21 protein-coding genes are annotated in these 25,223 nt (G+C 70.5%); 7 read left to right on the top strand and 14 right to left on the bottom strand.

The features are described from left to right. Positions 1–19 precede the first annotated feature (19 nt). The 7 genes from OO67_RS04880 (at position 20) to OO67_RS04850 (ending at position 7,470) form a co-directional block, all read left to right on the top strand. Positions 20–790: a GntR family transcriptional regulator gene (locus tag OO67_RS04880; protein WP_208860963.1), complete on the top strand. Its 771-nt coding sequence runs from the start codon at positions 20–22 to the stop codon at positions 788–790. 31 nt (positions 791–821) lie between these two features. Then, positions 822–1,049, top strand: coding sequence for a 4Fe-4S dicluster domain-containing protein (locus tag OO67_RS04875; RefSeq protein WP_033297536.1), 228 nt, complete (start codon positions 822–824; stop codon positions 1,047–1,049). Between the two features lie 15 nt (positions 1,050–1,064). Then, positions 1,065–2,438 carry an ABC transporter substrate-binding protein gene (locus OO67_RS04870; RefSeq protein WP_033297535.1) on the top strand — a complete coding sequence of 458 codons (1,374 nt, stop codon included), beginning with the start codon at positions 1,065–1,067 and terminating at the stop codon, positions 2,436–2,438. After that, positions 2,435–3,301 (top strand): ABC transporter permease, encoded by an 867-nt coding sequence (locus OO67_RS04865; RefSeq protein ID WP_033297534.1) that lies wholly within the window; start codon positions 2,435–2,437, stop codon positions 3,299–3,301. Before OO67_RS04870 ends, OO67_RS04865 begins: the two co-directional genes overlap by 4 nt. Beyond that, on the top strand, positions 3,298–4,044 hold the full coding sequence (locus OO67_RS04860) for an ABC transporter ATP-binding protein (protein WP_033297533.1): 747 nt from the start codon (positions 3,298–3,300) through the stop codon (positions 4,042–4,044). The genes OO67_RS04865 and OO67_RS04860 overlap by 4 nt, the downstream gene beginning before the upstream one ends. 11 nt (positions 4,045–4,055) lie before the next feature. Next, complete coding sequence (locus OO67_RS04855) at positions 4,056–6,776, top strand: fumarate reductase/succinate dehydrogenase flavoprotein subunit (protein WP_033297532.1); 2,721 nt, start codon at positions 4,056–4,058, stop codon at positions 6,774–6,776. A gap of 85 nt (positions 6,777–6,861) precedes the next feature. Next, entirely contained in the window at positions 6,862–7,470 is a 609-nt protein-coding gene (locus OO67_RS04850) for a Uma2 family endonuclease (RefSeq protein ID WP_033297531.1), read from the top strand. 18 nt (positions 7,471–7,488) lie between these two features. Here the strand turns inward: OO67_RS04850 and recQ are convergent, their stop codons facing one another. The 14 genes from recQ to OO67_RS04780 form a co-directional block, all read right to left on the bottom strand. Next, positions 7,489–9,444: a DNA helicase RecQ gene (recQ, locus tag OO67_RS04845; protein ID WP_033297530.1), complete on the bottom strand. Its 1,956-nt coding sequence runs from the start codon at positions 9,442–9,444 to the stop codon at positions 7,489–7,491. A 120-nt stretch (positions 9,445–9,564) separates the two neighbouring features. Beyond that, a complete protein-coding gene (nuoN, locus tag OO67_RS04840; protein ID WP_208860962.1) occupies positions 9,565–11,229 on the bottom strand; it encodes an NADH-quinone oxidoreductase subunit NuoN in 1,665 nt (554 codons plus the stop codon). After that, complete coding sequence (locus OO67_RS04835) at positions 11,226–12,797, bottom strand: NADH-quinone oxidoreductase subunit M (protein ID WP_033297528.1); 1,572 nt, start codon at positions 12,795–12,797, stop codon at positions 11,226–11,228. Before OO67_RS04835 ends, nuoN begins: the two co-directional genes overlap by 4 nt. A 4-nt stretch (positions 12,798–12,801) precedes the next feature. Continuing rightward, complete coding sequence (gene nuoL, locus OO67_RS04830) at positions 12,802–14,697, bottom strand: NADH-quinone oxidoreductase subunit L (protein ID WP_033297527.1); 1,896 nt, start codon at positions 14,695–14,697, stop codon at positions 12,802–12,804. Between the two features lie 12 nt (positions 14,698–14,709). Beyond that, a complete protein-coding gene (gene nuoK / locus OO67_RS04825) occupies positions 14,710–15,009 on the bottom strand; it encodes an NADH-quinone oxidoreductase subunit NuoK (protein WP_033297526.1) in 300 nt (99 codons plus the stop codon). Continuing rightward, complete coding sequence (locus OO67_RS04820) at positions 15,006–15,860, bottom strand: NADH-quinone oxidoreductase subunit J (RefSeq protein WP_033297525.1); 855 nt, start codon at positions 15,858–15,860, stop codon at positions 15,006–15,008. Before OO67_RS04820 ends, nuoK begins: the two co-directional genes overlap by 4 nt. Then, complete coding sequence (gene nuoI / locus OO67_RS04815; protein WP_078597639.1) at positions 15,857–16,453, bottom strand: NADH-quinone oxidoreductase subunit NuoI; 597 nt, start codon at positions 16,451–16,453, stop codon at positions 15,857–15,859. The genes OO67_RS04820 and nuoI overlap by 4 nt, the downstream gene beginning before the upstream one ends. Next, entirely contained in the window at positions 16,446–17,864 is a 1,419-nt protein-coding gene (nuoH, locus tag OO67_RS04810; protein ID WP_033297523.1) for an NADH-quinone oxidoreductase subunit NuoH, read from the bottom strand. Before nuoH ends, nuoI begins: the two co-directional genes overlap by 8 nt. Further along, positions 17,861–20,368 carry an NADH-quinone oxidoreductase subunit G gene (locus OO67_RS04805; protein ID WP_033297522.1) on the bottom strand — a complete coding sequence of 836 codons (2,508 nt, stop codon included), beginning with the start codon at positions 20,366–20,368 and terminating at the stop codon, positions 17,861–17,863. Before OO67_RS04805 ends, nuoH begins: the two co-directional genes overlap by 4 nt. Continuing rightward, the gene (gene nuoF, locus OO67_RS04800) at positions 20,365–21,741 is read right to left on the bottom strand and encodes an NADH-quinone oxidoreductase subunit NuoF (protein ID WP_208860961.1); all 1,377 of its coding nucleotides are present in this window, start codon (positions 21,739–21,741) and stop codon (positions 20,365–20,367) included. The genes OO67_RS04805 and nuoF overlap by 4 nt, the downstream gene beginning before the upstream one ends. Beyond that, positions 21,738–22,589: an NADH-quinone oxidoreductase subunit NuoE gene (gene nuoE, locus OO67_RS04795; RefSeq protein ID WP_033297520.1), complete on the bottom strand. Its 852-nt coding sequence runs from the start codon at positions 22,587–22,589 to the stop codon at positions 21,738–21,740. The genes nuoF and nuoE overlap by 4 nt, the downstream gene beginning before the upstream one ends. 29 nt (positions 22,590–22,618) lie before the next feature. Next, entirely contained in the window at positions 22,619–23,953 is a 1,335-nt protein-coding gene (locus tag OO67_RS04790) for an NADH-quinone oxidoreductase subunit D (protein ID WP_033297519.1), read from the bottom strand. Then, positions 23,953–24,669 (bottom strand): NADH-quinone oxidoreductase subunit C, encoded by a 717-nt coding sequence (locus OO67_RS04785; RefSeq protein WP_033297518.1) that lies wholly within the window; start codon positions 24,667–24,669, stop codon positions 23,953–23,955. Before OO67_RS04785 ends, OO67_RS04790 begins: the two co-directional genes overlap by 1 nt. Next, positions 24,666–25,220 (bottom strand): NuoB/complex I 20 kDa subunit family protein, encoded by a 555-nt coding sequence (locus OO67_RS04780; protein ID WP_014154689.1) that lies wholly within the window; start codon positions 25,218–25,220, stop codon positions 24,666–24,668. The genes OO67_RS04785 and OO67_RS04780 overlap by 4 nt, the downstream gene beginning before the upstream one ends. Positions 25,221–25,223 lie beyond the last annotated feature (3 nt).

Genomic DNA, 25,223 nt, shown 5'->3' with positions numbered 1-25,223 from the left:
CGTCGGTATGGTCCAGCGCATGCCAGCCGAACGCACCCGTGAGCACACCGTGCCCGTCGCCGCCGCCCGTCGGCGCCGGCTGCGCGCGGACCATGCCCGGCTGCTGGCCGACCTGCTGCGCCATCAGGTGCGCACCGGCGGCTTCCCGGGTGGCGTACTGCCCCTCGAGGACGCGATCGGCAGCGACTACCGCGTCTCTCGCAACACCGTCCGCCAGGCCCTGGACCTGCTGCGCGCCGAAGGTCTGGTGGAACGGCAGCCGGGTGTCGGCACCGTCGTCGCCGGCGAGAGGTACCCGCACCGCCTCGACCGGCTCCAGGGCCTGGCCGAGACCCTCCGCGAACACGGCCGGGTCACCAACGAGGTCCGTACCGTCGGCCCCGTCCCCGCACCGGGGCCGGTGGCGCGGCGTCTCCGGATCGCGGAGCACACCGACGTGCTCTACATCGAGCGGCGCCGGCTGCTGAACGGGCTGCCGCTCTCCCTCGACCTCACCTACGTACCCATGGACATCGGGACCGGCCTGCTCGGCTGCGACCTGGAGAACACCGACGTCTTCCGGCTGCTGGAGACCCTCACGGGGCAGCCGCTCGGCACGGCCGAGATCACCCTGGAGGCCGTCAACGCCGACGCGCACTCCGCCGCCGTCCTGGAGACCCCGCACGGTTCCGCCGTCCTGATGCTGGAACGCCTCACCCATCTCCGTGACGGGCGCCCCGTGGACCTGGAGTTCATCCGGTTCCGCGGTGACCGCATCAGCATGAGCGGCCTGCTGCACAGGGCCGGCTGAACCCCCTTCCCCCTCTTTCCTGGAGACCGCCATGCCTCTGGCGCCCCAGCGGGCCGACGTGCCCGTGACCATCGACGAGTCCAAGTGCATCGACGGCTGCACCCTCTGCGTCGACATGTGTCCGCTCGACTCCCTGGCCATCCACCCGGACAGCGGCAAGGCGTACATGCACGTCGACGAGTGCTGGTACTGCGGCCCGTGCGCGGCCCGGTGTCCCACCGACGCGGTCACGGTCAACATGCCCTACCTCCTCCGGTGAAAGGCACCACCTCCCATGCGACGCACGGCAAGCCGTACTGCCGGGGCCCTGCTGGCCTCCGCCCTGCTCGTCCCGCTCATGGCGGGCTGCGGCGGCGAGGCGAGCGCGGGTGACGACGGCACGGTCACGGTGACCGTCGGCTATCAGTCCAGGACCATCAACACCGTCACGGCGGGCACCCTGCTGCGCTCGCTCGGCTACTTCGAGGACGAACTGCGCGCCCGGGGCGAGCGGGACGGCGTCACGTACGAGGTGAAGTGGCAGGACTACGCGACCGGCGCACCGATCACCGCCCAGATGACCGCGGGGAAGATCGACATCGGCTCGATGGGCGACTTCCCGCTGCTGATCAACGCGGCCCGCGGCAAACAGCTGAACCGTCCGACCAAGCTGGTCTCGGTCACCGGTTACAACCTGCGCGGCGGTCTCAACACCGTGGTGACCGGCACTGACTCGGATCTCGGCTCCTTGAAGGACCTGCGGGGCAAGAAGGTCTCCACGAGCGTCGGCTCGGCCGCCGACGGAACGCTCGTCCGTGCGCTCCAGCAGGCCGGGCTCGACCCGGAGAAGGACATCCGCAAGCTCAACCAGCAGCCCGCGGTGGGGGCGTCGGCCCTCCAGGCCGGCAGCGCCGACGCCCTGTCGCAGTTCGTGGCGTGGCCGGGGCTGCTGGCCTTCCAGGGCCGGGCGAAGGCGCTCTACGACGGGGCGGAGCTGAATCTCCCGACCTTCCACGGGGTCACCGTCGTCGAGGACTTCGCGAAGAAGCGGCCCGCCGTGCTGGAGGACTTCCTCCGGGCGCAGGGCCGGGCGACGGAGTACCTGCACGCGCACCCGGTGGCGGCCTCCGAGTCGGTGGCGAAGGCGACGGGTCTGCCGGCCGAGGTCGTCCATCTCTACAACGGCCCTCAGGGCATCGCCACCTTCGACACGACGGTGAAACCCGCGTTGGTGGCCGCGCTCGAGAAGGACGTCCCGGTGCTGCGTTCGGCGAAGCTGATCGGGGACGTGGACGTCGGCTCCTTCGTCGACGAGCAGTACGTGAAGCGGGTGTACGGCTCCGCCTACGCGAAGGCACGGGCCGCCGGCCCGCCCGCCGCCCGCGGCGGCGAGGTCTGGCTGATGGGCAAGGACACCACGTCGGCGTTCGCGACCCCCGCCGAGGTCCTGCGGTACGCCGCCGGGCACCGGGGCGAGGTCCGGGCCGCGTACGTCCCCGACGCGGGCACCGGCACCCTGTGGTTCGCGGACCGGGCGGTCTGGGTGTCGGACGGGCCGGAGCTGCGGCCGTACGTCACCGGGGCCGCCGCCCGCGCGGATGCCGCCGCGCACCCCGGCGCCCGTGTCGTCCCGTACGCGACCGCGCTCGAACTGGCCCGCGCGTCATGAGGGCGCGGCGGTGGTCGATCGCGCTCCGGGGGCTTTCCCTGGCGGCCGCGCTCGGCGTCTGGCAGCTGCTGACCTCCTACGACGTCAATCTGTGGCTGCGCTTCGAGCAGTTCCCGACGGTGACCGATGTGGCCCGGGCGTTCGGGGACCGGCTCGGCAGCGACGCGTACTGGCAGGACCTCACCGACAGCCTGACCCGGATCGTCACCGGCTTCGCCCTGGCCGCCGTCCTCGGCATCACGGTCGGCACGGCCGTCGCACGGTCCCGGATCGCCTCGGACCTGCTGGGGCCCGTTCTCGAAGTGATCCGCCCGGTCCCGGCGATCGCACTGGTGCCCGTGGCGATCCTGCTCTTCCCCAGCAACGAGCAGGGAATCGTCTTCATCACCTGCACGGCGGCGTTCTTCCCCGTCATGGTCTCCACCCGGCACGCGGTCCGGGCACTCACCCCGGTGTGGGAGGAGGCGGTCCTGACCATGGGCGGCGGCCGGTGGCGGATCCTCGGCTCCGTCGTCCTGCCCGGCGCCCTCCCCGGCATCCTCGGCGGGCTCTCCGTCGGCATCGGGGTGTCGTGGATCTGTGTGATCTCCGCCGAGATGATCTCCGGCGAGTACGGGGTCGGCTACCGCACCTGGCAGGACTACACGGTCGTCGACTATCCGGGGGTCTTCGTCGGCATGGCCACGATCGGCCTGCTCGGCTGGATCACCTCCACGGCGGTGGAGCTGCTGGGCCGCCGGCTCACGCGGTGGCTTCCGCGTACGGAGGGCAGCCGCCCTCCGTCCCCCGTACGGCACCGGAACCCGGTCGTCCCTCCGGCGGCGGCGCCGGTCCCCCTGACGAAGGAGCGGGTGCGCCCATGACCACGACCACTCCCCCGGGCCTGCGGCTGACCCTGCGCGGTGCCGTGCTCGGCCGGGCCGGGGCCCCGGTGCTGGACGGTATCGACCTCGACGTCGTGCCCGGCGAGATCCTGGCCGTCGTCGGCCCGTCCGGCTGCGGCAAGTCCACGCTGCTGCGCACCCTGGCCGGGCTGCTGCCCGCCCTCGGCGGCGAGGTCACCCAGGACGGCGACGCGATCACCGCACCCCGCGCGGAGCGGGCCCTCGTCTTCCAGGACGACGCGCTGCTGCCCTGGCGCACGGTGCGGGCCAACGTCGAACTCCCCCTGGCCATCCGGGGCGTCCCGCGCGCCGAACGCCGGGCGCGTGCCGAGTCCTGGCTGGCCCGGGTCGGCCTCGACGAACACGGCGCGAAGCTCCCGCACCGGATCTCCGGCGGTCAGCGCCAGCGCGTCCAGCTCGCCCGCGCCCTGGCGGCCGAGCCGCGCGCGGTCCTGATGGACGAGCCCTTCGGGGCACTGGACGCCCAGACCAGGGCCGGGATGCAGCAGCTGCTCGTCGACGTCCTCCGGGGCACGGGCGCCACGGTCGTCTTCGTCACGCACGACGTGGACGAGGCGCTGTTCCTCGGCGACCGGGTCGCGCTGCTGCCCACCGGGCGCGTCCTGGACGTACCTCGTCCGCGCGAACGCGCCGCGCACACCGACCCGGCGACCGTCGCGCTGCGCCGCGGGGTCCTCGAATCGCTCACCTCCACCCACTGAAAGGCCCGACCGTGCAGATCCCCGCCCTCGCCGACGCCGAGGAACTCTCCTGCGACGTACTGGTCGTCGGGGGCGGCACGGCCGGCACGATGGCCGCGCTCACCGCCGCCGAGCACGGTTCCTCCGTCCTGCTGCTGGAGAAGGCGCACGTCCGGCACTCGGGCGCCCTCGCCATGGGCATGGACGGCGTGAACAACGCGGTGATCCCCGGCCGGGCCGAACCCGACGACTACGTCGCCGAGATCACCCGGGCCAACGACGGCATCGTCGACCAGTCCACGGTCCGGCAGACCGCGGTGCGCGGCTACGGGATGGTGCGGCGGCTGGAGTCGTACGGGGTGAAGTTCGAGAAGGACGAACACGGGGAGTACGCCGTCCGGCAGGTGCACCGCTCCGGCTCGTACGTGCTGCCGATGCCCGAGGGCAAGGACGTCAAGAAGGTCCTCTACCGGCAGTTGCGGCGCCGGGAGATGCGCGAGCGGATCCGGATCGAGAACCGGGTGATGCCGGTCCGCGTCCTCACCGGAGACGACGGCCGGGCGATCGGCGCGGCGGCCTTCAACACCCGTACGGGAGCGTTCGTCACGGTCCGCGCCGGGGCCGTCGTGCTGGCCACCGGGCCGTGCGGCCGGCTCGGGCTGCCCGCCTCCGGCTACCTCTACGGTACGTACGAGAACCCCACGAACGCGGGTGACGGCTACGCCATGGCGTACCACGCGGGAGCCGAGCTGACCGGCATCGAGTGCTTCCAGATCAACCCGCTGATCAAGGACTACAACGGTCCGGCCTGCGCCTACGTCGCCAACCCGTTCGGCGGCTACCAGGTGAACCGGCACGGGGAACGCTTCGTCGACTCCGACTACTGGTCGGGGCAGATGATGTCCGAGTTCGCGGCGGAGGTCGCCTCGGACCGGGGCCCGGTGTATCTGAAGCTGAGCCACCTCCCCGAGGAGTCCGTCAGCGCCCTGGAGGGCATCCTGCACACCACGGAACGGCCGACGCGCGGCACGTTCCACGCGAACCGGGGCCATGACTACCGCACGCACGACATCGAGATGCACATCTCCGAGATCGGCCTGTGCGGCGGTCACTCGGCCTCCGGGGTCCGCGTCGACGACCAGGCCCGGACGACGGTGCCACGCCTGTACGCGGCCGGGGACCTGGCCTGCGTCCCGCACAACTACATGATCGGCGCGTTCGTCTACGGCGACCTGGCGGGCGCCGACGCCTCGCGGTACACGGCGTACGAGGGCGAACTGCCCGCCGGCCAGCTGCGCGAGGCACACGAGCTGGTCTACCGGCCGCTGCTCAACCCGGAGGGCCCGCCGCAGACCCAGGTCGAGTACAAGCTGCGCCGGTTCGTGAACGACTACGTGGCACCGCCCAAGTCGGGAGCGCGGCTCTCGCTCGCGCTGGAGCACTTCGAGCGGATGCGCACGGACATCGCGGAGATGGGGGCGACGACCCCGCACGAGCTGATGCGGTGCGCGGAGGTGGGCTTCATCCGGGACTGCGCGGAGATGGCGGCGCGCTCCTCGCTGGCCCGCACGGAGTCCCGCTGGGGGCTGTACCACGAGCGTACGGACCATCCGGAGCGCGACGACGAGGGCTGGTTCCACCACCTGGACCTGCGCAAGTCGGCTTCGGGGGCGATGGAGTTCACTGCGCGGCCGGTGGCGCCGTACCTCGTGCCGGTGGACGGCTTCGACCCGGCGGGCGGGCCCTCGCGGGAGCTCGGCGAGGTCGAGGCCGAGCAGGTCGCGACGGCCGGGGCGCGGGAGTCGGCTCCTTCCGGTTCCACGGCGCCCGTGCGCTCCGGGGCCTCCGCCTCGGCTTCGTCCGGCCCCTCTCCCCGCATCCTCGAACTCCTCGCGCTGGCCGAGGAACAGCCGGAGCTGCCGGACCTCGCACCGTACCTGGCCGACTCCGACCCGGCGGTACGGCGGGCCGCCGTGACCGCGCTCACCGAGTCGACGCCGGAGGGCGCGGGGCCCGCGCTGGCTGCCGCGCTCGCGGACCCCGCCCCGTCGGTGCGGGCGGCGGCCGCCGCCTCCCTGAGGGAGCTGGTCGAGGTGCTGCCGGCCGAACCGGCCCTGCGCGAACCCCTGGTGGCGGCGCTGGGCTCGGACGACCCCGTCGTACGGTCCACGGCGCTGGACACGCTGCGGGCGCTGCGGCTGGGGGACGCGGAGCTGTTCGCGGGCACGCTCGGCGACCCCGACATCGACGTACGCATCCACACGGTGAGCGCCCTGGTCTCGGTGGACGCGACCGGTCTGCTGGCCGGAGCCGTGACCGACCCGTCCCGGGAGGTCCGGGTGGCCGTGGCGAAGGGCCTGGCGGCCACGCGGTCCCCCGGCCCGGAGCGACTGGCCCCGCTGCTCGACGACCCCGACCTGCTGGTGCGGGCGGCTGCCCTGGGTGCGCTCGCGGCTACGGGGTGCCCTGAGCCGTACGCCGCTCAGGCCACCGCTGCGCTGGCGGACCGCGCGTGGCAGGTCCGGGCGGGGGCTGCGACGGCGCTCTCCTCGGCGGACCCGGCTTCCGCGGTCGGCCCACTGGCCGGAGCGCTCGCCGACGTGAACGCCGACGTACGCAAGGCGGCGGTCCTGGCTCTGCTCCACCACACGCCCCACGAGGCGGCCCGGGAGGCCCTTTCGGGCGTGCTCACGGACGCGGACGCGGATGTGCGCGCGTACGCGGCCAGGGGTGTGGGGGTCAACGACGCGTGACTCGCTCACACGTTTGAGCGGCCATGATCGGTTCTCGCCGGATACGCTGAACGGACCCGCGAGGCTTCGTCCCATGGGAGCACTGATGAGCATCGAACCCGAGGCCCCCGAGCCGCGGTGGGCGGTCCCGCCCGTGGGCGGCTGGACCGCCGATGACCTGGACACACTCCCGAATCTGCCTCCGCATACGGAGCTGATCGACGGGAGTCTGGTTTTCGTGAGTCCGCAGACGTTGTTCCATTCACGGGCGGTCGACTTCTTCAACTGGCAGCTGCAGTCGCTGGCGCCGCCCGAGCTGGAGGTCGTGCGGGAGTTCACCATCGACGTCGACTTCCAGAACCGGCCCGAACCCGACGTCGTAGTGGTGCGTGCGGACGCGGTCGAGAGTCTGCGGCAGACACGGTTCCCCGCGAGCAGCGTGCTGCTCGCGATCGAGGTCGTCTCCGACGAGTCCGTCACCCGTGACCGGGAGACCAAGCCCGTGAAGTACGCGCGGGCGAGGATCCCGCACTACTGGCGGGTGGAGAACCAGGACGGCCGGGCGGTCGTCTACGCCTTCGAGCTGGAGCCCGCCACCGGCGCGTACACATCCACGGGAATCTTCCACGACCGGATGAAGGTCTCCACGCCCTTCCCCGTCGATGTCGACCTGACCGCGATCGTCTCCCGCCGCAGGCCGGCGGACCCCCGATAACGCCCGCGCCACCCGGGGTCACTCGAACTCCGGCGGCTCCTCGTCCCAGCCGAACTCCGGGTCCGCGTCGTGCACTGCGGGGCGGGCCGGTGCGGGGGCCGCTTCCGGAGCGGTGGTGGAGCCCGCGTCTCCCAGCCCCGCCAGCACCTCCAGCACGCCCTCGCCGTACGTCGCCAGCTTCTTCTCGCCGAGCCCGCTGACCCCGCCCAGCTCCGCCAGGGACGCCGGGCGCAACGCCGCGATCTCCCGCAGCGTCGCGTCGTGGAAGATCACGTACGCCGGGAGGCCCAGCTCCTTGGCCTGGGCGCCGCGCCAGGCGCGCAGCGCCTCGAAGACCGGGACGGCCTCCGCCGGCAGGTCGGCCACAGCCGCCGCCGACTTGGCCTTCCGCTCGCCCGCCCCGCCGGACCGGGTCGTGGGCCGCTTCGGCTCCTTGCGGAGCAGCACCTCGCGCTCCCGGCTGAGCACCGAGCCGGACTCATCCGTCAGCACCAGCGTGCCGTACTCCCCTTCGACGGCGAGCAGCCCCTGGGCCAGCAGCTGGCGCGCCACGCCCCGCCACTCCGCCTCGGCCAGTTCGTCGCCGATCCCGAAGACCGAGAGCTGGTCGTGGTCGAACTGGATGACCTTCGCGGTCCTGCGGCCCAGCAGGATGTCGATGATCTGGCCGGCCCCGAACTTCTGGTTCCGCTCCCGCTTCAGCCGGACGATGGTGGACAGCAGCTGCTGGGCGGCCACCGTGCCGTCCCAGGTCTCGGGCGGGGTGAGGCAGGTGTCGCAGTTGCCGCAGGTCTGCTCGCCCGGCTCCTGGCCGAAGTACGTCAGGAGCTGGGCGCGGCGGCACCGGACGGTCTCGCAGAGCGCCAGCATCGAGTCGAGGTGCGAGGCCGCCCGGCGCCGGAACGCCTCGTCGCCCTCGCCGCCCTGGATCAGCTTGCGCTGCTGGACGACGTCCTGGAGCCCGTACGCCATCCAGGCGGTGGAGGGTGCCCCGTCACGCCCCGCGCGGCCGGTCTCCTGGTAGTAGCCCTCGACGGACTTCGGCAGGTCGAGGTGGGCGACGAAGCGCACGTCGGGCTTGTCGATGCCCATGCCGAAGGCGATGGTCGCGACGACGACCAGGCCCTCCTCGCGCAGGAAGCGGGACTGGTGGGCGGCGCGCGTCCCGGCGTCCAGGCCCGCGTGGTAGGGCACGGCCTCGATGCCGTTGCGGCTGAGGTACTCCGCGGTCTTCTCCGTCGAATTGCGCGAGAGGCAGTAGACGATGCCCGCGTCTCCCGGGTGCTCCTCCTTGAGGAAGGTGAGCAGCTGCTTCTTCGGGTCGGCCTTCGGCACGATGCGGTACTGGATGTTGGGCCGGTCGAAGCTGGCCACGAAGTGCCTGGCCTCGGGCATGCCCAGGCGCTGGGTGATCTCCCGGTGCGTGGCGTCGGTCGCCGTGGCCGTCAGCGCGATGCGGGGCACGTCGGGCCAGCGCTCGCCCAGCACGGACAGGGCCAGGTAGTCGGGGCGGAAGTCGTGGCCCCACTGGGCGACGCAGTGCGCCTCGTCGATGGCGAAGACGGAGATCTCCCCGCGGGCCAGCAGCGAGAGCGTCGAGTCGAGACGCAGCCGCTCCGGGGCCAGGTACAGGACGTCGAGCTCGCCGGCGACGAACTGGGCCTCCATCGAGCGGCGCTCGTCGAAGTCCTGCGTGGAGTTCATGAAGCCCGCACGGACACCGAGCGCGCGCAGGGCGTCCACCTGGTCCTGCATGAGCGCGATCAGCGGGGAGATCACGATGCCGGTACCCGGCCTGACCAGGGCGGGGATCTGGTAGCAGAGGGACTTGCCGCCGCCGGTGGGCATGAGCACGACCGCGTCGCCGCCCCCGACGACGTGCTCGATCACCGCGCCCTGCTCGCCGCGGAACGCCTCGTACCCGAACACCCGGTGCAGCGTCTGCCGCGCGGCGCTCTCGGTCGTCACACTCATCGTTCCGCCCGTCCCGTTCCGTCCTTCACTCGTCCACAGCAACCATAGGCGCCGTGTACGACAACGCCGGACGGGCTTGACTTCACGGCCCGTCCGGCGTCGTCGTCGTGCTGCTCCGCGTTACCGCACGAACACTCCCGCCTGGCCCGCCAGGTCGAGGAAGTACTGCGGGGCCAGGCCGAGCACCAGGGTCACCGCGACTCCGACCGCGATCGTGGTCATCGTCAGCGGGGACGGGACGGCGACCGTGGGGCCGTCCGCCTTCGGCTCGCTGAAGAACATCAGGACGATGACCCTGACGTAGAAGAACGCGGCGATGGCCGACGAGACCACACCGACCACGACGAGTCCGCCCGCGCCGCCGTCTGCCGCCGCCTTGAAGACGGCGAACTTGCCGGAGAAGCCCGAGGTGAGCGGGATACCGGCGAAGGACAGCAGGAAGACCGCGAAGACCGCCGCGGTCAGCGGCGAGCGCCGGCCGAGACCGGCCCACTTGGACAGATGGGTCGCCTCACCGTCGGCGTCGCGCACCAGGGTGACCACGGCGAAGGCACCGACGGTCACGAAGGAGTACACCCCGAGGTAGAAGAGGACCGAGGAGACGCCCTCCGGACTGGCCGCGATGACACCGGCGAGGATGAAGCCGGCGTGCGCGATCGAGGAGTACGCCAGGAGACGCTTGATGTCGGTCTGGGTGATCGCGACGATCGCCCCGCCCAGCATCGTGACGATCGCGACACCCCACATGACGGGGCGCAGGTCCCAGGTGAGGCCGGGCAGCACCACGTACAGCAGGCGCAGCAGCGCGCCGAACGCGGCGACCTTCGTGGCCGCCGCCATGAAGCCGGTGACCGGGGTCGGGGCGCCCTGGTAGACGTCGGGGGTCCACATGTGGAAGGGGACCGCTCCGACCTTGAAGAGAAGGCCCATGAGGAGCATCGCCCCGCCGATCAGCAGCAGCGCGTCGTTGCCCATGGTGCCGGCCAGTGCCGGGTCGATCTGCTGGACGGTGCCGTCGACGACGTGTGCGATGCCCGCGTACGAGACGGTTCCCGCGTACCCGTAGAGCAGGGCGATCCCGAAGAGCAGGAAGGCCGAGGAGAAGGCGCCGAGCAGGAAGTACTTCACCGCGGCTTCCTGCGACATCAGCCGCTTGCGGCGGGCGACGGCGCACAGGAGGTAGAGCGGGAGGGAGAAGACCTCGAGCGCGACGAAGAGCGTCAGGAGGTCGTTGGCCGCGGGGAAGACCAGCATGCCCGCCACGGAGAAGAGGGCCAGCGGGAAGACCTCGGTCGTGGTGAATCCGGCCTTGACCGCAGCCTTCTCCCCGTCGCTGCCGGGCACCGAACCGGCCTGGGCGGCGAAGGAGTCCACGCGGTTGCCGTGCGAGGCCGGGTCGAGGCGCCGTTCGGCGAACGTGAAGACGGAGACCATGGAGACCAGCAGGATGGTGCCCTGGAGGAACAGGGCGGGCCCGTCGACGGCGACGGCACCCATCGCGGCGATGTTCGCGTTCTCCCCGGCGTAACCGTCGGCGGCGAGCCCCACCACGGCGGCGAACGCGGCGGCGATCGCGACGACCGTCAGGAGGACCTGGGTGGTGTAGCGGGCCCGTCGCGGGACGAACGCCTCCACCAGGATTCCGAGGACGGCGGCACCGACCACGATCAGGACGGGCGCCAGTTGGGCGTACTCGATGGTCGGAGCGGTGAACTTGTCGCCCGGAGCGGCCGATGTCACCCCGCCCGCCGTCGTCCACAGGCTGTGGACAGCTGTTGCGCTCACTTGGCGGCCTCCACCTCGGGCTGGGGGTCCTTCTTCTGTACGTCGTGCATGGTGTGCTGCACCGCCGGGTTGACGACGTCGGTGACCGGCTTCGGGAAGACACCCAGGAAGATCAGCAGGGCGATCAGCGGGAGGGCCACCGCCAGTTCACGGACCTTGAGGTCGGGCATGCCCCCGATCCCCTCCCTGACCGGCCCCGTCATCGTCCGCTGGTAGAGGACGAGGACGTAGAGCGCGGCGAGCACGATGCCGACGGTGGCGATGATGCCGGCCACCGGATACGCGCTGAACACACCGACGAGGACGAGGAACTCACTGACGAACGGGGCCAGGCCGGGCAGCGAGAGGGTGGCCAGGCCACCGATGAGGAAGGTTCCCGCCAGGACGGGCGCCACCTTCTGCACCCCGCCGTAGTCGGCGATGAGCCGCGAGCCACGCCGGGTGATGAGGAATCCGGCGACCAGCATCAGCGCGGCCGTCGAGAGGCCGTGGTTGACCATGTAGAGCGTGGCACCCGACTGGCCCTGGCTGGTCATCGCGAAGATGCCGAGCACGATGAAGCCGAAGTGCGAGATCGACGCGTAGGCGATGAGCCGCTTGATGTCCCGCTGGCCGACGGCCAGCAGCGCACCGTAGACGATGGAGATCAGCGCCAGGACGATGATCACCGGTGTCGCCCACTTGCTGGCCTCCGGGAAGAGCTGGAGGCAGAAGCGGAGCATCGCGAAGGTGCCGACCTTGTCGACGACCGCGGTGATCAGGACGGCCACCGGTGTGGTCGCCTCACCCATGGCGTTGGGCAGCCAGGTGTGCAGCGGCCAGAGCGGGGCCTTCACCGCGAAGGCGAAGAAGAACCCGAGGAACAGCCACCGCTCGGTGGAGGTCGCCATCTCCAGCGACCCGTTGGCCCTGGCCTCCGCGATCTCGGAGAGCGAGAAGCTCCCCGCGACGACGTAGAGCCCGATGACGGCGGCCAGCATGATGAGCCCGCCGGCCAAGTTGTAGAGGAGGAACTTCACGGCCGCGTAGCTGCGTTGTGCCGCCGCGTTCTCGTCGCTGCCCGCGTGCGCCCGGTCCCCGAAGCCGCCGATGAGGAAGTACATCGGGATGAGCATGGCTTCGAACAGGATGTAGAAGAGGAAGACGTCGGTGGCCACGAAGGACAGGATCACCATCGCTTCCACCATCAGGATCAGGGCGAAGAAGCCCTGGGTGGGGCGCCAGCGGGAGCTGTTCGTCTCCAGAGGATCGGCGTCGTGCCAGCCCGCGAGGATGACGAAGGGGATCAGCAGCGCGGTGAGCGCCAGGAGCGCCACCCCGATGCCGTCGACGCCCAGTTCGTAACGGACGCCGAAGTCCGCGATCCAGGCGTGCGATTCGGTGAGCTGGTAGCGGTCGCCGCCCGGTTCGAACCGGGCGAACACGACGCCGGCCAGGACGAGCGTCGCCAGCGAGACGCCCAGGGCGAGCCACTTGGCGGCGGTGCGCCGGGCTGCCGGGACGGCCGCGGTGGCGATCGCGCCGATCGCCGGGAGCGCGGCCGTCGCTGTCAGGAGGGGAAAGGACATGGGATCAGACCGCCCTCATCAGCAGGGTCGCGGCGATGAGTACCGCCGCACCGCCGAACATCGAGACCGCGTAGGAGCGGGCATAGCCGTTCTGCAGTTTGCGCAGCCGGCCGGAGAGCCCGCCCATCGAGGCGGCCGTGCCGTTGACGACGCCGTCGACCAGGGTGTGGTCGACGTAGACCAGGGAGCGGGTGAGGTGTTCGCCGCCGCGGACCAGGACCACGTGGTTGAAGTCGTCCTGGAGGAGGTCCCGGCGGGCCGCCCTGGTGAGCAGGGAGCCGCGCGGGGCGACGGCGGGTACGGGCTTGCGCCCGTACATGGCCCAGGCGATGGCGACACCGATGACGAGCACCACCATGGTGGCGGCGGTGACGGTGGCCGCGCTGACCGGGGCGTGTCCGTGGTCGTGTCCGGTGACGGGCTCCAGCCAGTGCATGAAGCGGTCGCCGATGGAGAAGAAGCCTCCGGCGAAGACCGACCCGAAGGCCAGCACGATCATCGGGATCGTCATCGACTTCGGCGACTCGTGCGGGTGCGGCTCGTGGCCTTCCGCGTCGGGCTGCCAGCGCTTCTCGCCGAAGAACGTCAGCAGCATCACGCGCGTCATGTAGAACGCCGTGATCGCGGCGCCCAGCAGCGTGACGGAGCCGAGGATCCAGCCCTCGGTGCCGCCCTTGGCGAAGGCCGCCTCGATGATCATGTCCTTGGAGAAGAAGCCGGACAGACCGGGGAAGCCGATGATCGCGAGGTAGCCGAGGCCGAACGTCACGAAGGTGACCGGCATGTACTTCCGCAGTCCGCCGTACTTCCGCATGTCCACCTCGTCGTTCATGCCGTGCATGACCGACCCGGCGCCGAGGAAGAGCCCGGCCTTGAAGAAGCCGTGCGTGACCAGGTGCATGATCGCGAAGACGTAGCCGATGGGGCCGAGGCCCGCGGCGAGGATCATGTAGCCGATCTGCGACATCGTCGACCCGGCGAGTGCCTTCTTGATGTCGTCCTTCGCGCAACCGACGATCGCACCGAAGAGGAGCGTGACGGCTCCGACGACCACGACGACCAGCTGGGCGTCCGGCGCCCCGTTGAAGATCGCTCCGGAACGGACGATGAGGTAGACGCCCGCGGTCACCATGGTGGCGGCGTGGATCAGGGCCGAGACCGGGGTCGGGCCCTCCATCGCGTCACCGAGCCAGGACTGCAGCGGCACCTGGGCCGACTTGCCGCAGGCGGCGAGGAGCAGCATCAGGCCGATCGCGGTGAGCTTGCCCTCGCTCGTGTCCCCCGTCGCTCCGAGCACCGGCCCGAAGGCGAACGTCCCGAAGGTGGTGAACATCAGCATGATCGCGATGGACAGGCCCATGTCGCCGACCCGGTTGACCAGGAAGGCCTTCTTGGCGGCGGTGGCCGCGCTGGGCTTGTGCTGCCAGAAGCCGATGAGCAGGTACGACGCCAGACCGACGCCCTCCCACCCGACGTACAGCAGGAGGTAGTTGTCGGCGATGACCAGGATGAGCATCGCGGCGAGGAAGAGGTTCAGGTAGCCGAAGAAGCGGCGGCGCCGCTCGTCGTGCTCCATGTAGCCGATGGAGTAGATGTGGATCAGCGTGCCCACACCCGTGATCAGCAGGACGAACGTCATCGACAACTGGTCGAGCTGGAAGGCCACATCGGCCTGGAACCCCTCGACGGGGATCCAGCTGTACAGATGCTGGTGCAGGGCGCGGTCCTCGGCGCCCCTGCCGAGCATGTCGGTGAAGAGCACGACACCGGTGACGAACGACGCGGCGGCGAGCGCCGTGCCGATCCAGTGTCCCGCCCGGTCGAGCCGGCGGCCGCCGCAGAGCAGGACCGCCGCTCCGAGCAGGGGCGCCGCGACCAGCAGCGCAATCAGGTTTTCCACGATTCCGACCCCTTACAGCTTCATCAGGCTGGCGTCGTCGACCGAGGCCGAGTGGCGGGAGCGGAACAGCGACACGATGATCGCGAGCCCGATGACGACCTCCGCGGCGGCGACGACCATCGTGAAGAACGCGATGATCTGGCCGTCGAGGTTGCCGTGCATCCGGGAGAACGCGACGAGCGCGAGGTTGCAGGCGTTGAGCATCAGCTCGATGCACATGAACACCACGATCGCGTTCCGCCTGATCAGTACGCCGGAGGCGCCGATCGTGAACAAAAGGGCCGCGAGGTAGAGGTAGTTGACCGGATTCACTTGGCGACCTCCTCCTCTTCATCCGCGTGGTCACGGGCTGGCGCGCCGTCACGGCCGAGCCGCTCCCCGGAGCGCTGCTCCAGCGCCTTGAGGTCGGCGAGCGACTCGCGGGACACGTCGCGGATCTGTCCGCGCTGCCGCAGTGTCTGCATGACGGTGAGCTCGGACGGGGTGCCGTCCGGGAGCAGTCCGGCGATGTCCACGGCGTTGTGCCGGGCGTAGACACCGGGAGCCGGCAGCGGCGGCAGGTGACTGCTGCGCACCCGCTCCTGGGAGAGCTCACGCTGTGTCTTGGCGCGCTCGGTGCGCTCGCGGTGCGTGAGCAGCATCGCGCCGACGGTCGCCGTGATCAGCAGGGCGCCGGTGATCTCGAAGGCGAACACGTACTTGGTGAAGATGAGGTTGGCGAGGCCCTCGACGTTTCCGCCGTGCCGGGCGTTCGCCGTCCCCAGCCCGTTGAAGGTCTTCAGCGAGGCCTGTCCGATGCCGGCGATCAGCAGGATGCCGAAGCCGAGTCCGCACGCGGCGGCCAGCCAGCGCTGGCCCTTGAGCGTCTCCTTGAGGGAGTCCGCCGCCGTGACGCCCACGAGCATGACCACGAAGAGGAACAGCATCATGATCGCGCCGGTGTAGACGACGACCTGGACGATGCCCAGGAAGTAGGCGCCGTTGGCGAGGTAGAAGACCGCCAGCACGATCATGGTGCCGGCGAGCGACAGCGCGCTGTGCACCGCCTTCTTCATCAGGACGGTGGCGAGTGCGCCGATGACGGCGACGGTGCCGAGAATCCAGAACTGGACGGCCTCGCCCGTCGAGGTGGCGGTGGCCGCTGCGGCCAGGGCGGGGGTCATGCGTCCACCTCCTTGTCCGTTTCTCCCTTGGAGACGGCGACCTGGCGCTCCGTACCGGGAGCGGACTCGGTCACCAGACCGCGGTAGTAGTCCTGTTCGTCCATGCCGGGGAAGATCGCGTGCGGGCTGTCGACCATGCCTTCCTCGAGCCCCGCGAGCAGCTCGTCCTTGGTGTAGATGAGGCTCTCGCGGGTGGTGTTGGCGAGCTCGAACTCGTTGGTCATGGTCAGTGCCCGGGTGGGGCACGCCTCGATGCAGAGCCCGCAGAGGATGCAGCGCGCGTAGTTGATCTGGTAGACGCGGCCGTAGCGCTCGCCCGGGGAGTAGCGCTCCTCGTCCGTGTTGTCCGCGCCCTCGACGTAGATGGCGTCCGCCGGACACGCCCATGCGCAGAGCTCGCAGCCGACGCACTTCTCCAGCCCGTCCGGATGCCGGTTGAGCTGGTGCCGGCCGTGGAAGCGCGGCGCCGTCACCTTCTGCGTCTCCGGGTACTGCTCGGTCAGCCGCTTCTTGAACATGGCCTTGAAGGTCACGCCGAAGCCGGCCACAGGATTCTGGAACTTCTCCCCTGAGGGTTCTGATGACTCAGACACCGTCGGCCTCCCTTCCGTCACTCGAACTTCCGGCACCCGCCTGATCGTCGCTACGGGTGTCCGGCCCGCCACTGACGACGAGCTCCCGCTCACGTCGTGGACTTCGGCGCGGCACCGGCGGCAAGGTCTGGCCGGGCAGCGGCGGCACGGGGTATCCGCCCGCCATGGGGTCGAACGCCGGCTCCGGTCCGGCCGCCTCCTCGGCGGCCCTGGTCTTCCGGTCGCGGAAGACGTCCGCGACGAAGGAGACCAGCAGGACCGCGATCACGGCTCCGGCGACGTACAGCAGGATCTTGGAGTAGTCGTAGCCCTCGTTGTTCAGTGCCCTGACCGTGGCGACCAGCATCAGCCAGACCACGGAGACCGGGATGAGGACCTTCCAGCCGAGCTTCATCAGCTGGTCGTAGCGGACGCGTGGCAGCGTGCCGCGCAGCCAGATGAAGAAGAAGAGGAGCAGCTGCACCTTGATGACGAACCAGAGCATCGGCCACCAGCCCTGGTTCGCGCCCTCCCAGAAGGTGCTGATCGGGTACGGAGCCCGCCAGCCTCCCAGGAACAGGGTCACGGAGACCGCGGAGACGGTGACCATGTTGACGTACTCGGCGAGCATGAACATCGCGAACTTGATCGAGGAGTACTCGGTGTTGAAGCCGCCGACCAGGTCGCCCTCGGACTCCGGCATGTCGAACGGCGCGCGGTTGGTCTCACCGACCATCGTGATGACGTAGATGATGAACGAGACCGGCAGCAGGAGGATGAACCAGCGGTCCTGCTGCGCCGCCACGATCTCCGAGGTCGACATCGAGCCGGAGTAGAGGAACACCGAGGCGAACGCGGCGCCCATCGCGATCTCGTAGCTGATCATCTGGGCGCAGGAACGCAGCCCGCCGAGCAGCGGGTACGTCGATCCGGAGGACCAGCCGGCCAGCACGATGCCGTAGATGCCGACGGAGGCGACCGCGAGGATGTACAGCATCGCGATCGGCAGGTCGGTCAGCTGCATCGTGGTGGGGTGGCCGAAGATCGAGACCTTGTTGTCCGACGGGCCGAACGGGATCACGGCGATCGCCATGAACGCCGGTGCGGCGGCCACGATCGGGGCCAGGATGTACACGACCTTGTCGGCCCGCTTGACGACGACGTCCTCCTTCAGCATCAGCTTGATGCCGTCGGCGAGTGACTGGAGCATGCCCCAGGGGCCGTGCCTGTTGGGGCCGATGCGCAGCTGCATCCAGGCGACGACCTTGCGCTCCCACACGATGGAGAACAGCACGGTCACCATCAGGAACGCGAAGCAGAACACCGCCTTGACGACGACGAGCCACCAGGGGTCCGTGCCGAACATCGAGAGGTCCTCGGCGGCGAGGACGGTGCCCTGCGGTGCGGCGGCGAGTCGGGCGAGGCCGGTCACTCTCCTACCTCCGTTGTCACGACGTGGGATCCCGGGGCGGCCGGACCGATCCGGACCAGTCCGCCCGGCTGGGCGCCGGTGTCGGCGGGGACTCCCCGGCCGACGGAGTTGAGCGGCACCCACACCACCCGGTCCGGCATCTCGGTCACCGCCAGCGGGAGTTCGGTGGTTCCGGCGGGTCCGGTGACGGCCAGCAGATCGCCGTCCTTCACGCCGGACTCGGCCGCGGTGACCGGGGAGAGCCGGGCGACGGCCGCGTGCCTCGTACCGGCCAGCGCCTCGTCGCCCTCCTGGAGCCGGCCCCGGTCGAGCAGCATCCGGTGGCCCGCGAGGACCGCCTCGCCGTCGCCGGGCCGGGGCACCGGGCGGGACGTCGCCCGCGGGTCGTCGGCATGGCCGCCCTGCCAGCCGCCGAGGCGGTCGAGCTCACGGCGGGCCGCCCTCAGGTCGGGCAGCGCGAGGTGTACGTCGAGGGCGTCCGCCAGCATGTGCAGCACCCGCGCATCGGTGGGGCAGAGCGTCCGCGGCAGCTGCTCGGGCTTCAGCGCGGCCTCGAACATCCGCGCCCTGCCCTCCCAGTTGAGGAAGGTGCCGGGCTTCTCCGCGACGGCCGCCACGGGAAGGACGACGTCGGCACGCTCGGTCACCGCTCCGGGCCGCAGCTCCAGCGAGACCAGGAAGCCGACCTCGTCCAGTGCCCGCAGCGCCCCCGCAGGGTCGGGCAGGTCCTCGGGGTCGACCCCCGCGACCAGCAGCGCACCCAGCTCTCCGGTGGCCGCGGCCTCCACGATCTGTCCGGTGTCACGGCCGAAGCGGGCGGGAAGCTCGGCGACGCCCCATACGGACGCCACCTCGTCCCGCGCCCGGGGGTCCGTAGCGGGACGGCCGCCGGGCAGCAGCGACGGGAGCGCGCCCGCCTCCAGCGCGCCGCGTTCACCGGCCCGGCGCGGGATCCACACCAGGGTGGCGCCGGTCGCCGCGGCGGTGCGCACGGCGGCGGTCAGTCCGCCGGGGACCCCGGCGAGCCGCTCGCCCACCACGATCACGGCGCCCTCGCCGCGCAGTGCCTCGGCCGCGACGGCCCCCTCGCCCTCCAGGCCGACCCCGCCCGCGAGGGCGTCCAGCCATTCGGTCTCGGTGCCGGGCGCGGCGGGGAGCAGCGTGCCGCCCGCCTTCTCCAGGCCCCGGCTGGTGTGCGAGGCGAGCGCGAACGTCCGCTGTCCGTGCTTGCGGTGGGCCTTGCGGAGCCGCAGGAAGACGCCGGGCGCCTCCTCCTCGGACTCGAAGCCGGCCAGCAGGACCGCCGGGGCCTTCTCCAGCGCGGTGTACGTGACCCCGCTGCCGTCCAGGTCGCGGCCGCGCCCTGCCACCCGCGCGGCGAGGAAGTCGGCCTCCTCACCGCTGTGGACCCTGGCCCGGAAGTCGATGTCGTTGGTGTCGAGCGCCACCCGCGCGAACTTGCTGTACGCGTAGGCGTCCTCGACGGTCAGCCGGCCCCCGGTGAGGACACCGGTCCTGCCGCGCGCGGCCGAGAGTCCGGCAGCCGCCGCTTCCAGCGCCTCCGGCCAGCTCGCCGGCTCCAGCACACCCTCCGCGTTGCGCACGAGCGGCGTGGTGAGCCGGTCGCGCTGCTGGGCGTAGCGGAAGCCGAAGCGGCCCTTGTCGCAGAGCCATTCCTCGTTGACCTCGGGGTCGTTGGCGGCGAGCCGCCGCATGACCTTGCCGCGCCGGTGGTCGGTCCGGGTCGCGCAGCCACCGGCGCAGTGTTCGCACACCGAGGGCGTGGAGACCAGGTCGAAGGGCCGCGAACGGAAGCGGTACGCCGCCGAGGTCAGCGCCCCGACCGGGCAGATCTGGATGGTGTTGCCGGAGAAGTACGACTCGAACGGGTCGCCCTCGCCGGTACCGACCTGCTGGAGTGCGCCGCGCTCGATCAGCTCGATCATGGGGTCGCCCGCCACCTGGTTGGAGAACCGGGTGCAGCGTGCGCAGAGCACGCACCGCTCGCGGTCCAGGAGCACCTGGGTGGAGATGGGGACGGGCTTCTCGAAGGTGCGCTTCTTCCCGTCGAAGCGGGAGTCGGCGCCGCCGTGCGACATCGCCTGGTTCTGCAGGGGGCACTCTCCGCCCTTGTCGCAGACCGGGCAGTCCAGCGGGTGGTTGATGAGCAGGAGTTCCATCACCCCCTTCTGGGCCTTCTCCGCGACGGGGGAGGTGATCTGCGACTTCACGACCATGCCGTCGGTGCAGGTGATGGTGCAGGACGCCATCGGCTTGCGCTGGCCCTCGACCTCGACGATGCACTGCCGGCAGGCGCCGGCCGGGTCGAGGAGCGGATGGTCGCAGAAGCGCGGGATCTCGATGCCGAGCAGTTCGGCGGCGCGGATGACCAGGGTGCCCTTGGGCACGCTGATCTCGATGCCGTCGATCGTGAGCGTGACGAGGTCCTCGGGCGGAACGGCCGCCTCGCCGCCCCCGGAGGGCGCACTCGTGGTGACTGTCATGCGTTCACCCCCCGGTGAGCGTTCTTGTCGTCTTTTTCGTCGGCCCAGAGGGTCGACCTGGCCGGATCGAAGGGACAGCCCCTGCCGGTGATGTGCTGCTCGTACTCCTCGCGGAAGTACTTCAGCGAGGAGAAGATCGGCGAGGCGGCCCCGTCGCCGAGGGCGCAGAACGACTTGCCGTTGATGTTGTCGGCGATGTCGTTGAGCTTGTCGAGGTCGGCCATCTGCCCCTTGCCGGCCTCGATGTCGCGGAGCAGCTGGACGAGCCAGTACGTGCCCTCACGGCACGGCGTGCACTTGCCGCACGACTCGTGGGCGTAGAACTCGGTCCAGCGGGTGACGGCGCGCACCACGCAGGTGGTCTCGTCGAAGCACTGCAGCGCCTTGGTGCCGAGCATGGATCCGGCGGCGCCGACGCCCTCGTAGTCCAGGGGGACGTCGAGGTGTTCCTCGGTGAACATCGGGGTGGAGGAGCCCCCGGGGGTCCAGAACTTCAGGCGGTGCCCGGCCCGGATGCCGCCGCTCATGTCGAGCAGCTGGCGCAGGGTGATGCCGAGCGGTGCCTCGTACTGGCCGGGGCTGGTGACGTGCCCGCTGAGCGAGTACAGCGTGAAGCCCGGGGACTTCTCGCTCCCCATCGACTTGAACCAGTCCTTGCCCTTGTTCAGGATCGCGGGAACGGAGGCGATGGACTCGACGTTGTTCACGACAGTGGGGCAGGCGTACAGACCGGCGACCGCGGGGAAGGGGGGCCGCAGCCGGGGCTGGCCGCGCCGTCCTTCGAGCGAGTCGAGCAGCGCGGTCTCCTCCCCGCAGATGTACGCACCCGCACCCGCGTGCACCGTGAGTTCCAGGTCGAGCCCCGAACCCAGGACGTTCGTCCCCAGGTAGCCCGCCTCGTACGCCTCACGCACGGCCTCGTGCAGGCGCCTCAGTACGGGGACGACTTCGCCGCGCAGGTAGATGAAGGCGTGCGAGGAGCGGATCGCGTAGCAGGCGATCACGATGCCCTCGATGAGGCTGTGCGGGTTCGCGAAGAGGAGCGGGATGTCCTTGCAGGTCCCGGGCTCCGACTCGTCGGCGTTGACCACGAGGTAGTGCGGCTTGCCGTCGCCCTGCGGGATGAACTGCCACTTCATCCCGGTGGGGAACCCCGCGCCCCCGCGTCCGCGCAGACCGGAGTCCTTGACGTAGGCGATGAGGTCGTCGGGTGACATGGCCAGGGCCTTGCGCAGGCCCTCGTATCCGTCGTGGCGGTGGTAGGTGTCCAGCGTCCAGGACTCCGGTTCGTCCCAGAAGGAGGAGAGGACCGGGGCCAGGAGCTTCTCCGGGCTGGTCCCGTTCTTGTCGATCTCGGCTGCCAAGGTCATCACTCCCCCTCCTCGGCGGCGGGCCCGGCCGGGTGCTCCGGGTCGGAGGCCGACGTCTTCTGCGGTGCGTCGTGCGAGCTGAGGTGCTCGGTCGGCGACGGGTCGTGGGGTGCGGCGCCCGGCTCCGTGTCACGGGGCTGCGCGTCCCCGGGTGTCTCGCCCCTCGGTCCGACCACGCGTGCCGGCGACGGGCCCTCGCCCTTGGCGAGCTTGAGCCCGACCAGGGAGGCCGCGCCCGCTCCACCGCTCGCCTCGACGGCGCCGGGGCGCCGGTCGGGGAAGCCGGCCAGGATCCGGGCCGTCTCCTTGTACGTGCACAGGGGCGCGCCGCGGGTGGGCTCGACGGTCCGGCCGGCGATCAGGTCGTCGACGAGCCGGGTGGCGCTCTCCGGCGTCTGGTTGTCGAAGAACTCCCAGTTGACCATCACGACGGGGGCGAAGTCGCAGGCCGCGTTGCACTCGATGTGCTCGAGGGTGACCTTGCCGTCCTCGGTCGTCTCGTCGTTGCCGACGCCCAGGTGGTCCTTGAGCCGGTCGAAGATGGCGTCACCGCCCATGACCGCGCACAGGGTGTTGGTGCAGACCCCGACCTGGTAGTCGCCGCTCGGCCGGCGCCGGTACATCGTGTAGAAGGTGGCGACCGCGGTGACCTCGGCGGTGGTGAGGCCGAGCTGGTCGGCGCAGAACGCCATGCCCGTCCGGGAGACGAACCCCTCCTCGGACTGCACCAGGTGCAGCAGGGGCAGCAGCGCGGAGCGGCTGCCGGGGTAGCGGGCGATCACCTCCTTGGCGTCCGCCTCGAGCCGGGCGAGGACGTCGGCCGGGTAGGCGGGGGCGGGGAGCTGCGGCATCCCCAGGCTGACTTCTTGGTTGGACGCGGTCACCGGTCGACGCCTCCCATCACGGGGTCGATGGACGCGACGGCGACGATGACGTCGGCGACCTGGCCGCCCTCGCACATCGCCGCCATGGCCTGGAGATTGGTGAAGGACGGGTCCCGGAAGTGGACCCGGAAGGGGCGCGTGCCTCCGTCCGAGACGACGTGCACGCCGAGTTCGCCCTTGGGCGACTCCAGGGCGGTGTACGCCTGCCCGGCCGGGACCCGGAAGCCCTCGGTCACCAGCTTGAAGTGGTGGATCAGGGCCTCCATGGAGGTGCCCATGATCTTCTTGATGTGGTCGAGCGAGTTGCCGAGGCCGTCGGGTCCCAGCGCGAGCTGCGCGGGCCAGGCGATCTTCTTGTCGCCGACCATGACCGGGCCCGGCTCCAGCCGGTCCAGGCACTGCTCGATAATCCTGAGCGACTGGCGCATCTCCTCCAGGCGGATGAGGAAGCGGCCGTAGGCGTCGCAGGTGTCCGCGGTGGGCACGTCGAACTCGTAGGTCTCGTAGCCGCAGTACGGGTCGGTCTTGCGCAGGTCGTGCGGGAGTCCGGCTGACCTGAGGACCGGGCCGGTGGCTCCGAGCGCCATGCAGCCGGTCAGGTCGAGATAGCCGACGTCCTGCATACGGGCCTTGAAGATCGGGTTGCCGGTGGCGAGCTTGTCGTACTCCGGCAGGTTCTTCTTCATGGTCCTGACGAACTCGCGGAGCCGGTCGATCGCGCCCATGGGCAGGTCCTGGGCGAGGCCGCCGGGCCGGATGAACGCGTGGTTCATCCGCAGGCCGGTGATCAGCTCGAAGAGGTCGAGGACGAGTTCACGATCGCGGAAGCCGTAGATCATGATCGTCGTGGCGCCGAGCTCCATGCCGCCGGTGGCGATGCACACCAGGTGCGAGGAGATCCGGTTGAGCTCCATCAGGAGCACCCGCAGGACGGTGGCCCGGTCGGGGATCTGGTCCTCGATACCGAGCAGCTTCTCGACCCCGAGGCAGTACGCCGCCTCGTTGAAGAACGGGGTCAGGTAGTCCATGCGCGTGACGAAGGTGGTGCCCTGGGTCCAGTTCCGGAATTCGAGGTTCTTCTCGATGCCGGTGTGGAGGTAGCCGATGCCGCAGCGGGCCTCGGTGACGGTCTCGCCGTCGATCTCCAGGATCAGCCTCAGCACGCCGTGCGTGGACGGGTGCTGGGGACCCATGTTGACGATGATGCGTTCGTCGTCCGACTTGGCGGCGGACTCGACGACCTCGTCCCAGTCGCCGCCGGTGACCGTATATACAGTCCCCTCGGTGGTGGTGCGGGGTGTCGAGTGGGGCGTTGCGTGGGGAGTAGTCATCAGCTGTACGACCTCCGCTGGTCCGGAGCCGGGATCTGGGCGCCCTTGTACTCGACGGCGATGCCACCGAGCGGGTAGTCCTTGCGCTGCGGGAAGCCCTGCCAGTCGTCCGGCATCATGATCCGGGTCAGGGCGGGGTGCCCGTCGAAGATCAGCCCGAAGAAGTCGTAGGTCTCGCGCTCGTGCCAGTCGTTGGTCGGGTAGACCCCGACGAGGGACGGGATGTGCGGGTCGCTGTCCGGGGCGGACACCTCGAGGCGGATGAGCCGCCCGTGGGTGAGCGAGCGCAGGTGGTAGACCGCGTGCAGCTCGCGTCCCTTGTCCCCCAGGTAGTGGACACCGCTGACGCCCGTACAGAGCTCGAAGCGCAGGGCCGGGTCGTCGCGCAGGGTGCGGGCGACCTGGACGAGGTGCTCGCGTGCGATGAAGAAGGTGAGCTCGCCCCGGTCGACGACCGTCTTCTCGATGGCGTTGCCGGGGAGGAGGTCCTGTTCCTCCAGGGCTCCCTCCAGCTCGTCGGCGACTTCGTCGAACCAGCCGCCGTACGGCCGGGAGGTGGCTCCCGGCAGGGTCACCGTGCGGACGAGTCCGCCGTACCCGGAGGTGTCGCCACCGTTGTCGGCGCCGAACATGCCCTTGCGTACGCCGATGACCTCACCGGAGTCGTCCCGCGGGGTGGGCACCTGGCCGCTGTTCGTGTTCAGCTCGTCACTCATCGCAGCAGCCCCTTCATCTCGATCAGGGGGAGTGCCTTGAGGGCCGCCTCCTCCGCCTCGCGGGCGGCTTCCTCGGCGTTGACCCCGAGCTTGGAGCCCTGGATCTTCTGGTGGAGCTTGAGGATGGCGTCGATCAGCATCTCGGGACGCGGCGGGCACCCCGGCAGATAGATGTCGACCGGAACAATATGATCAACACCCTGAACAATGGCGTAGTTGTTGAACATCCCGCCCGATGACGCGCAAACCCCCATGGAGATGACCCACTTGGGGCTCGGCATCTGGTCGTAGACCTGCCTCAGGACGGGCGCCATCTTCTGGCTGACCCGCCCGGCGACGATCATCAGGTCCGCCTGGCGCGGCGATCCGCGGAAGACCTCCATCCCGAAACGGGCCAGGTCGTACCGCCCGGCCCCGGTCGTCATCATCTCGATGGCGCAGCAGGCGAGGCCGAAGGTGGCGGGGAAGACGGACGACTTCCGCACCCAGCCGGCGGCCTGCTCGACAGTGGTCAGAACAAAGCCGCTCGGCAGCTTCTCTTCGAGTCCCATGGT

Origin of the sequence: Streptomyces atroolivaceus, assembly GCF_000717025.1 — a bacterium.
Taxonomy (GTDB): Bacteria; Actinomycetota; Actinomycetes; order Streptomycetales; family Streptomycetaceae; genus Streptomyces; species Streptomyces atroolivaceus.
The sequence above is the reverse complement of the archived record's forward strand: the minus strand, read 5'-3'. Positions and strand labels throughout refer to the sequence as shown.

Excerpts from the sequence above, each read along its gene's own strand:
- OO67_RS04880 (WP_208860963.1), top strand. The coding sequence starts at position 20 with ATGCCAGCCGAACGCACCCGTGAGCACACCGTGCCCGTCGCCGCCGCC.
- OO67_RS04875 (WP_033297536.1), top strand. The coding sequence starts at position 822 with ATGCCTCTGGCGCCCCAGCGGGCCGACGTGCCCGTGACCATCGACGAG.
- OO67_RS04870 (WP_033297535.1), top strand. The coding sequence starts at position 1,065 with ATGCGACGCACGGCAAGCCGTACTGCCGGGGCCCTGCTGGCCTCCGCC.
- OO67_RS04865 (WP_033297534.1), top strand. The coding sequence starts at position 2,435 with ATGAGGGCGCGGCGGTGGTCGATCGCGCTCCGGGGGCTTTCCCTGGCG.
- OO67_RS04860 (WP_033297533.1), top strand. The coding sequence starts at position 3,298 with ATGACCACGACCACTCCCCCGGGCCTGCGGCTGACCCTGCGCGGTGCC.
- OO67_RS04850 (WP_033297531.1), top strand. The coding sequence starts at position 6,862 with ATGAGCATCGAACCCGAGGCCCCCGAGCCGCGGTGGGCGGTCCCGCCC.
- recQ (WP_033297530.1), bottom strand. The coding sequence starts at position 9,444 with ATGAGTGTGACGACCGAGAGCGCCGCGCGGCAGACGCTGCACCGGGTG.
- OO67_RS04835 (WP_033297528.1), bottom strand. The coding sequence starts at position 12,797 with ATGTCCTTTCCCCTCCTGACAGCGACGGCCGCGCTCCCGGCGATCGGC.
- OO67_RS04820 (WP_033297525.1), bottom strand. The coding sequence starts at position 15,860 with ATGACCCCCGCCCTGGCCGCAGCGGCCACCGCCACCTCGACGGGCGAG.
- OO67_RS04805 (WP_033297522.1), bottom strand. The coding sequence starts at position 20,368 with ATGACAGTCACCACGAGTGCGCCCTCCGGGGGCGGCGAGGCGGCCGTT.
- nuoE (WP_033297520.1), bottom strand. The coding sequence starts at position 22,589 with ATGCCGCAGCTCCCCGCCCCCGCCTACCCGGCCGACGTCCTCGCCCGG.
- OO67_RS04790 (WP_033297519.1), bottom strand. The coding sequence starts at position 23,953 with ATGACTACTCCCCACGCAACGCCCCACTCGACACCCCGCACCACCACC.
- OO67_RS04785 (WP_033297518.1), bottom strand. The coding sequence starts at position 24,669 with ATGAGTGACGAGCTGAACACGAACAGCGGCCAGGTGCCCACCCCGCGG.
- OO67_RS04780 (WP_014154689.1), bottom strand. The coding sequence starts at position 25,220 with ATGGGACTCGAAGAGAAGCTGCCGAGCGGCTTTGTTCTGACCACTGTC.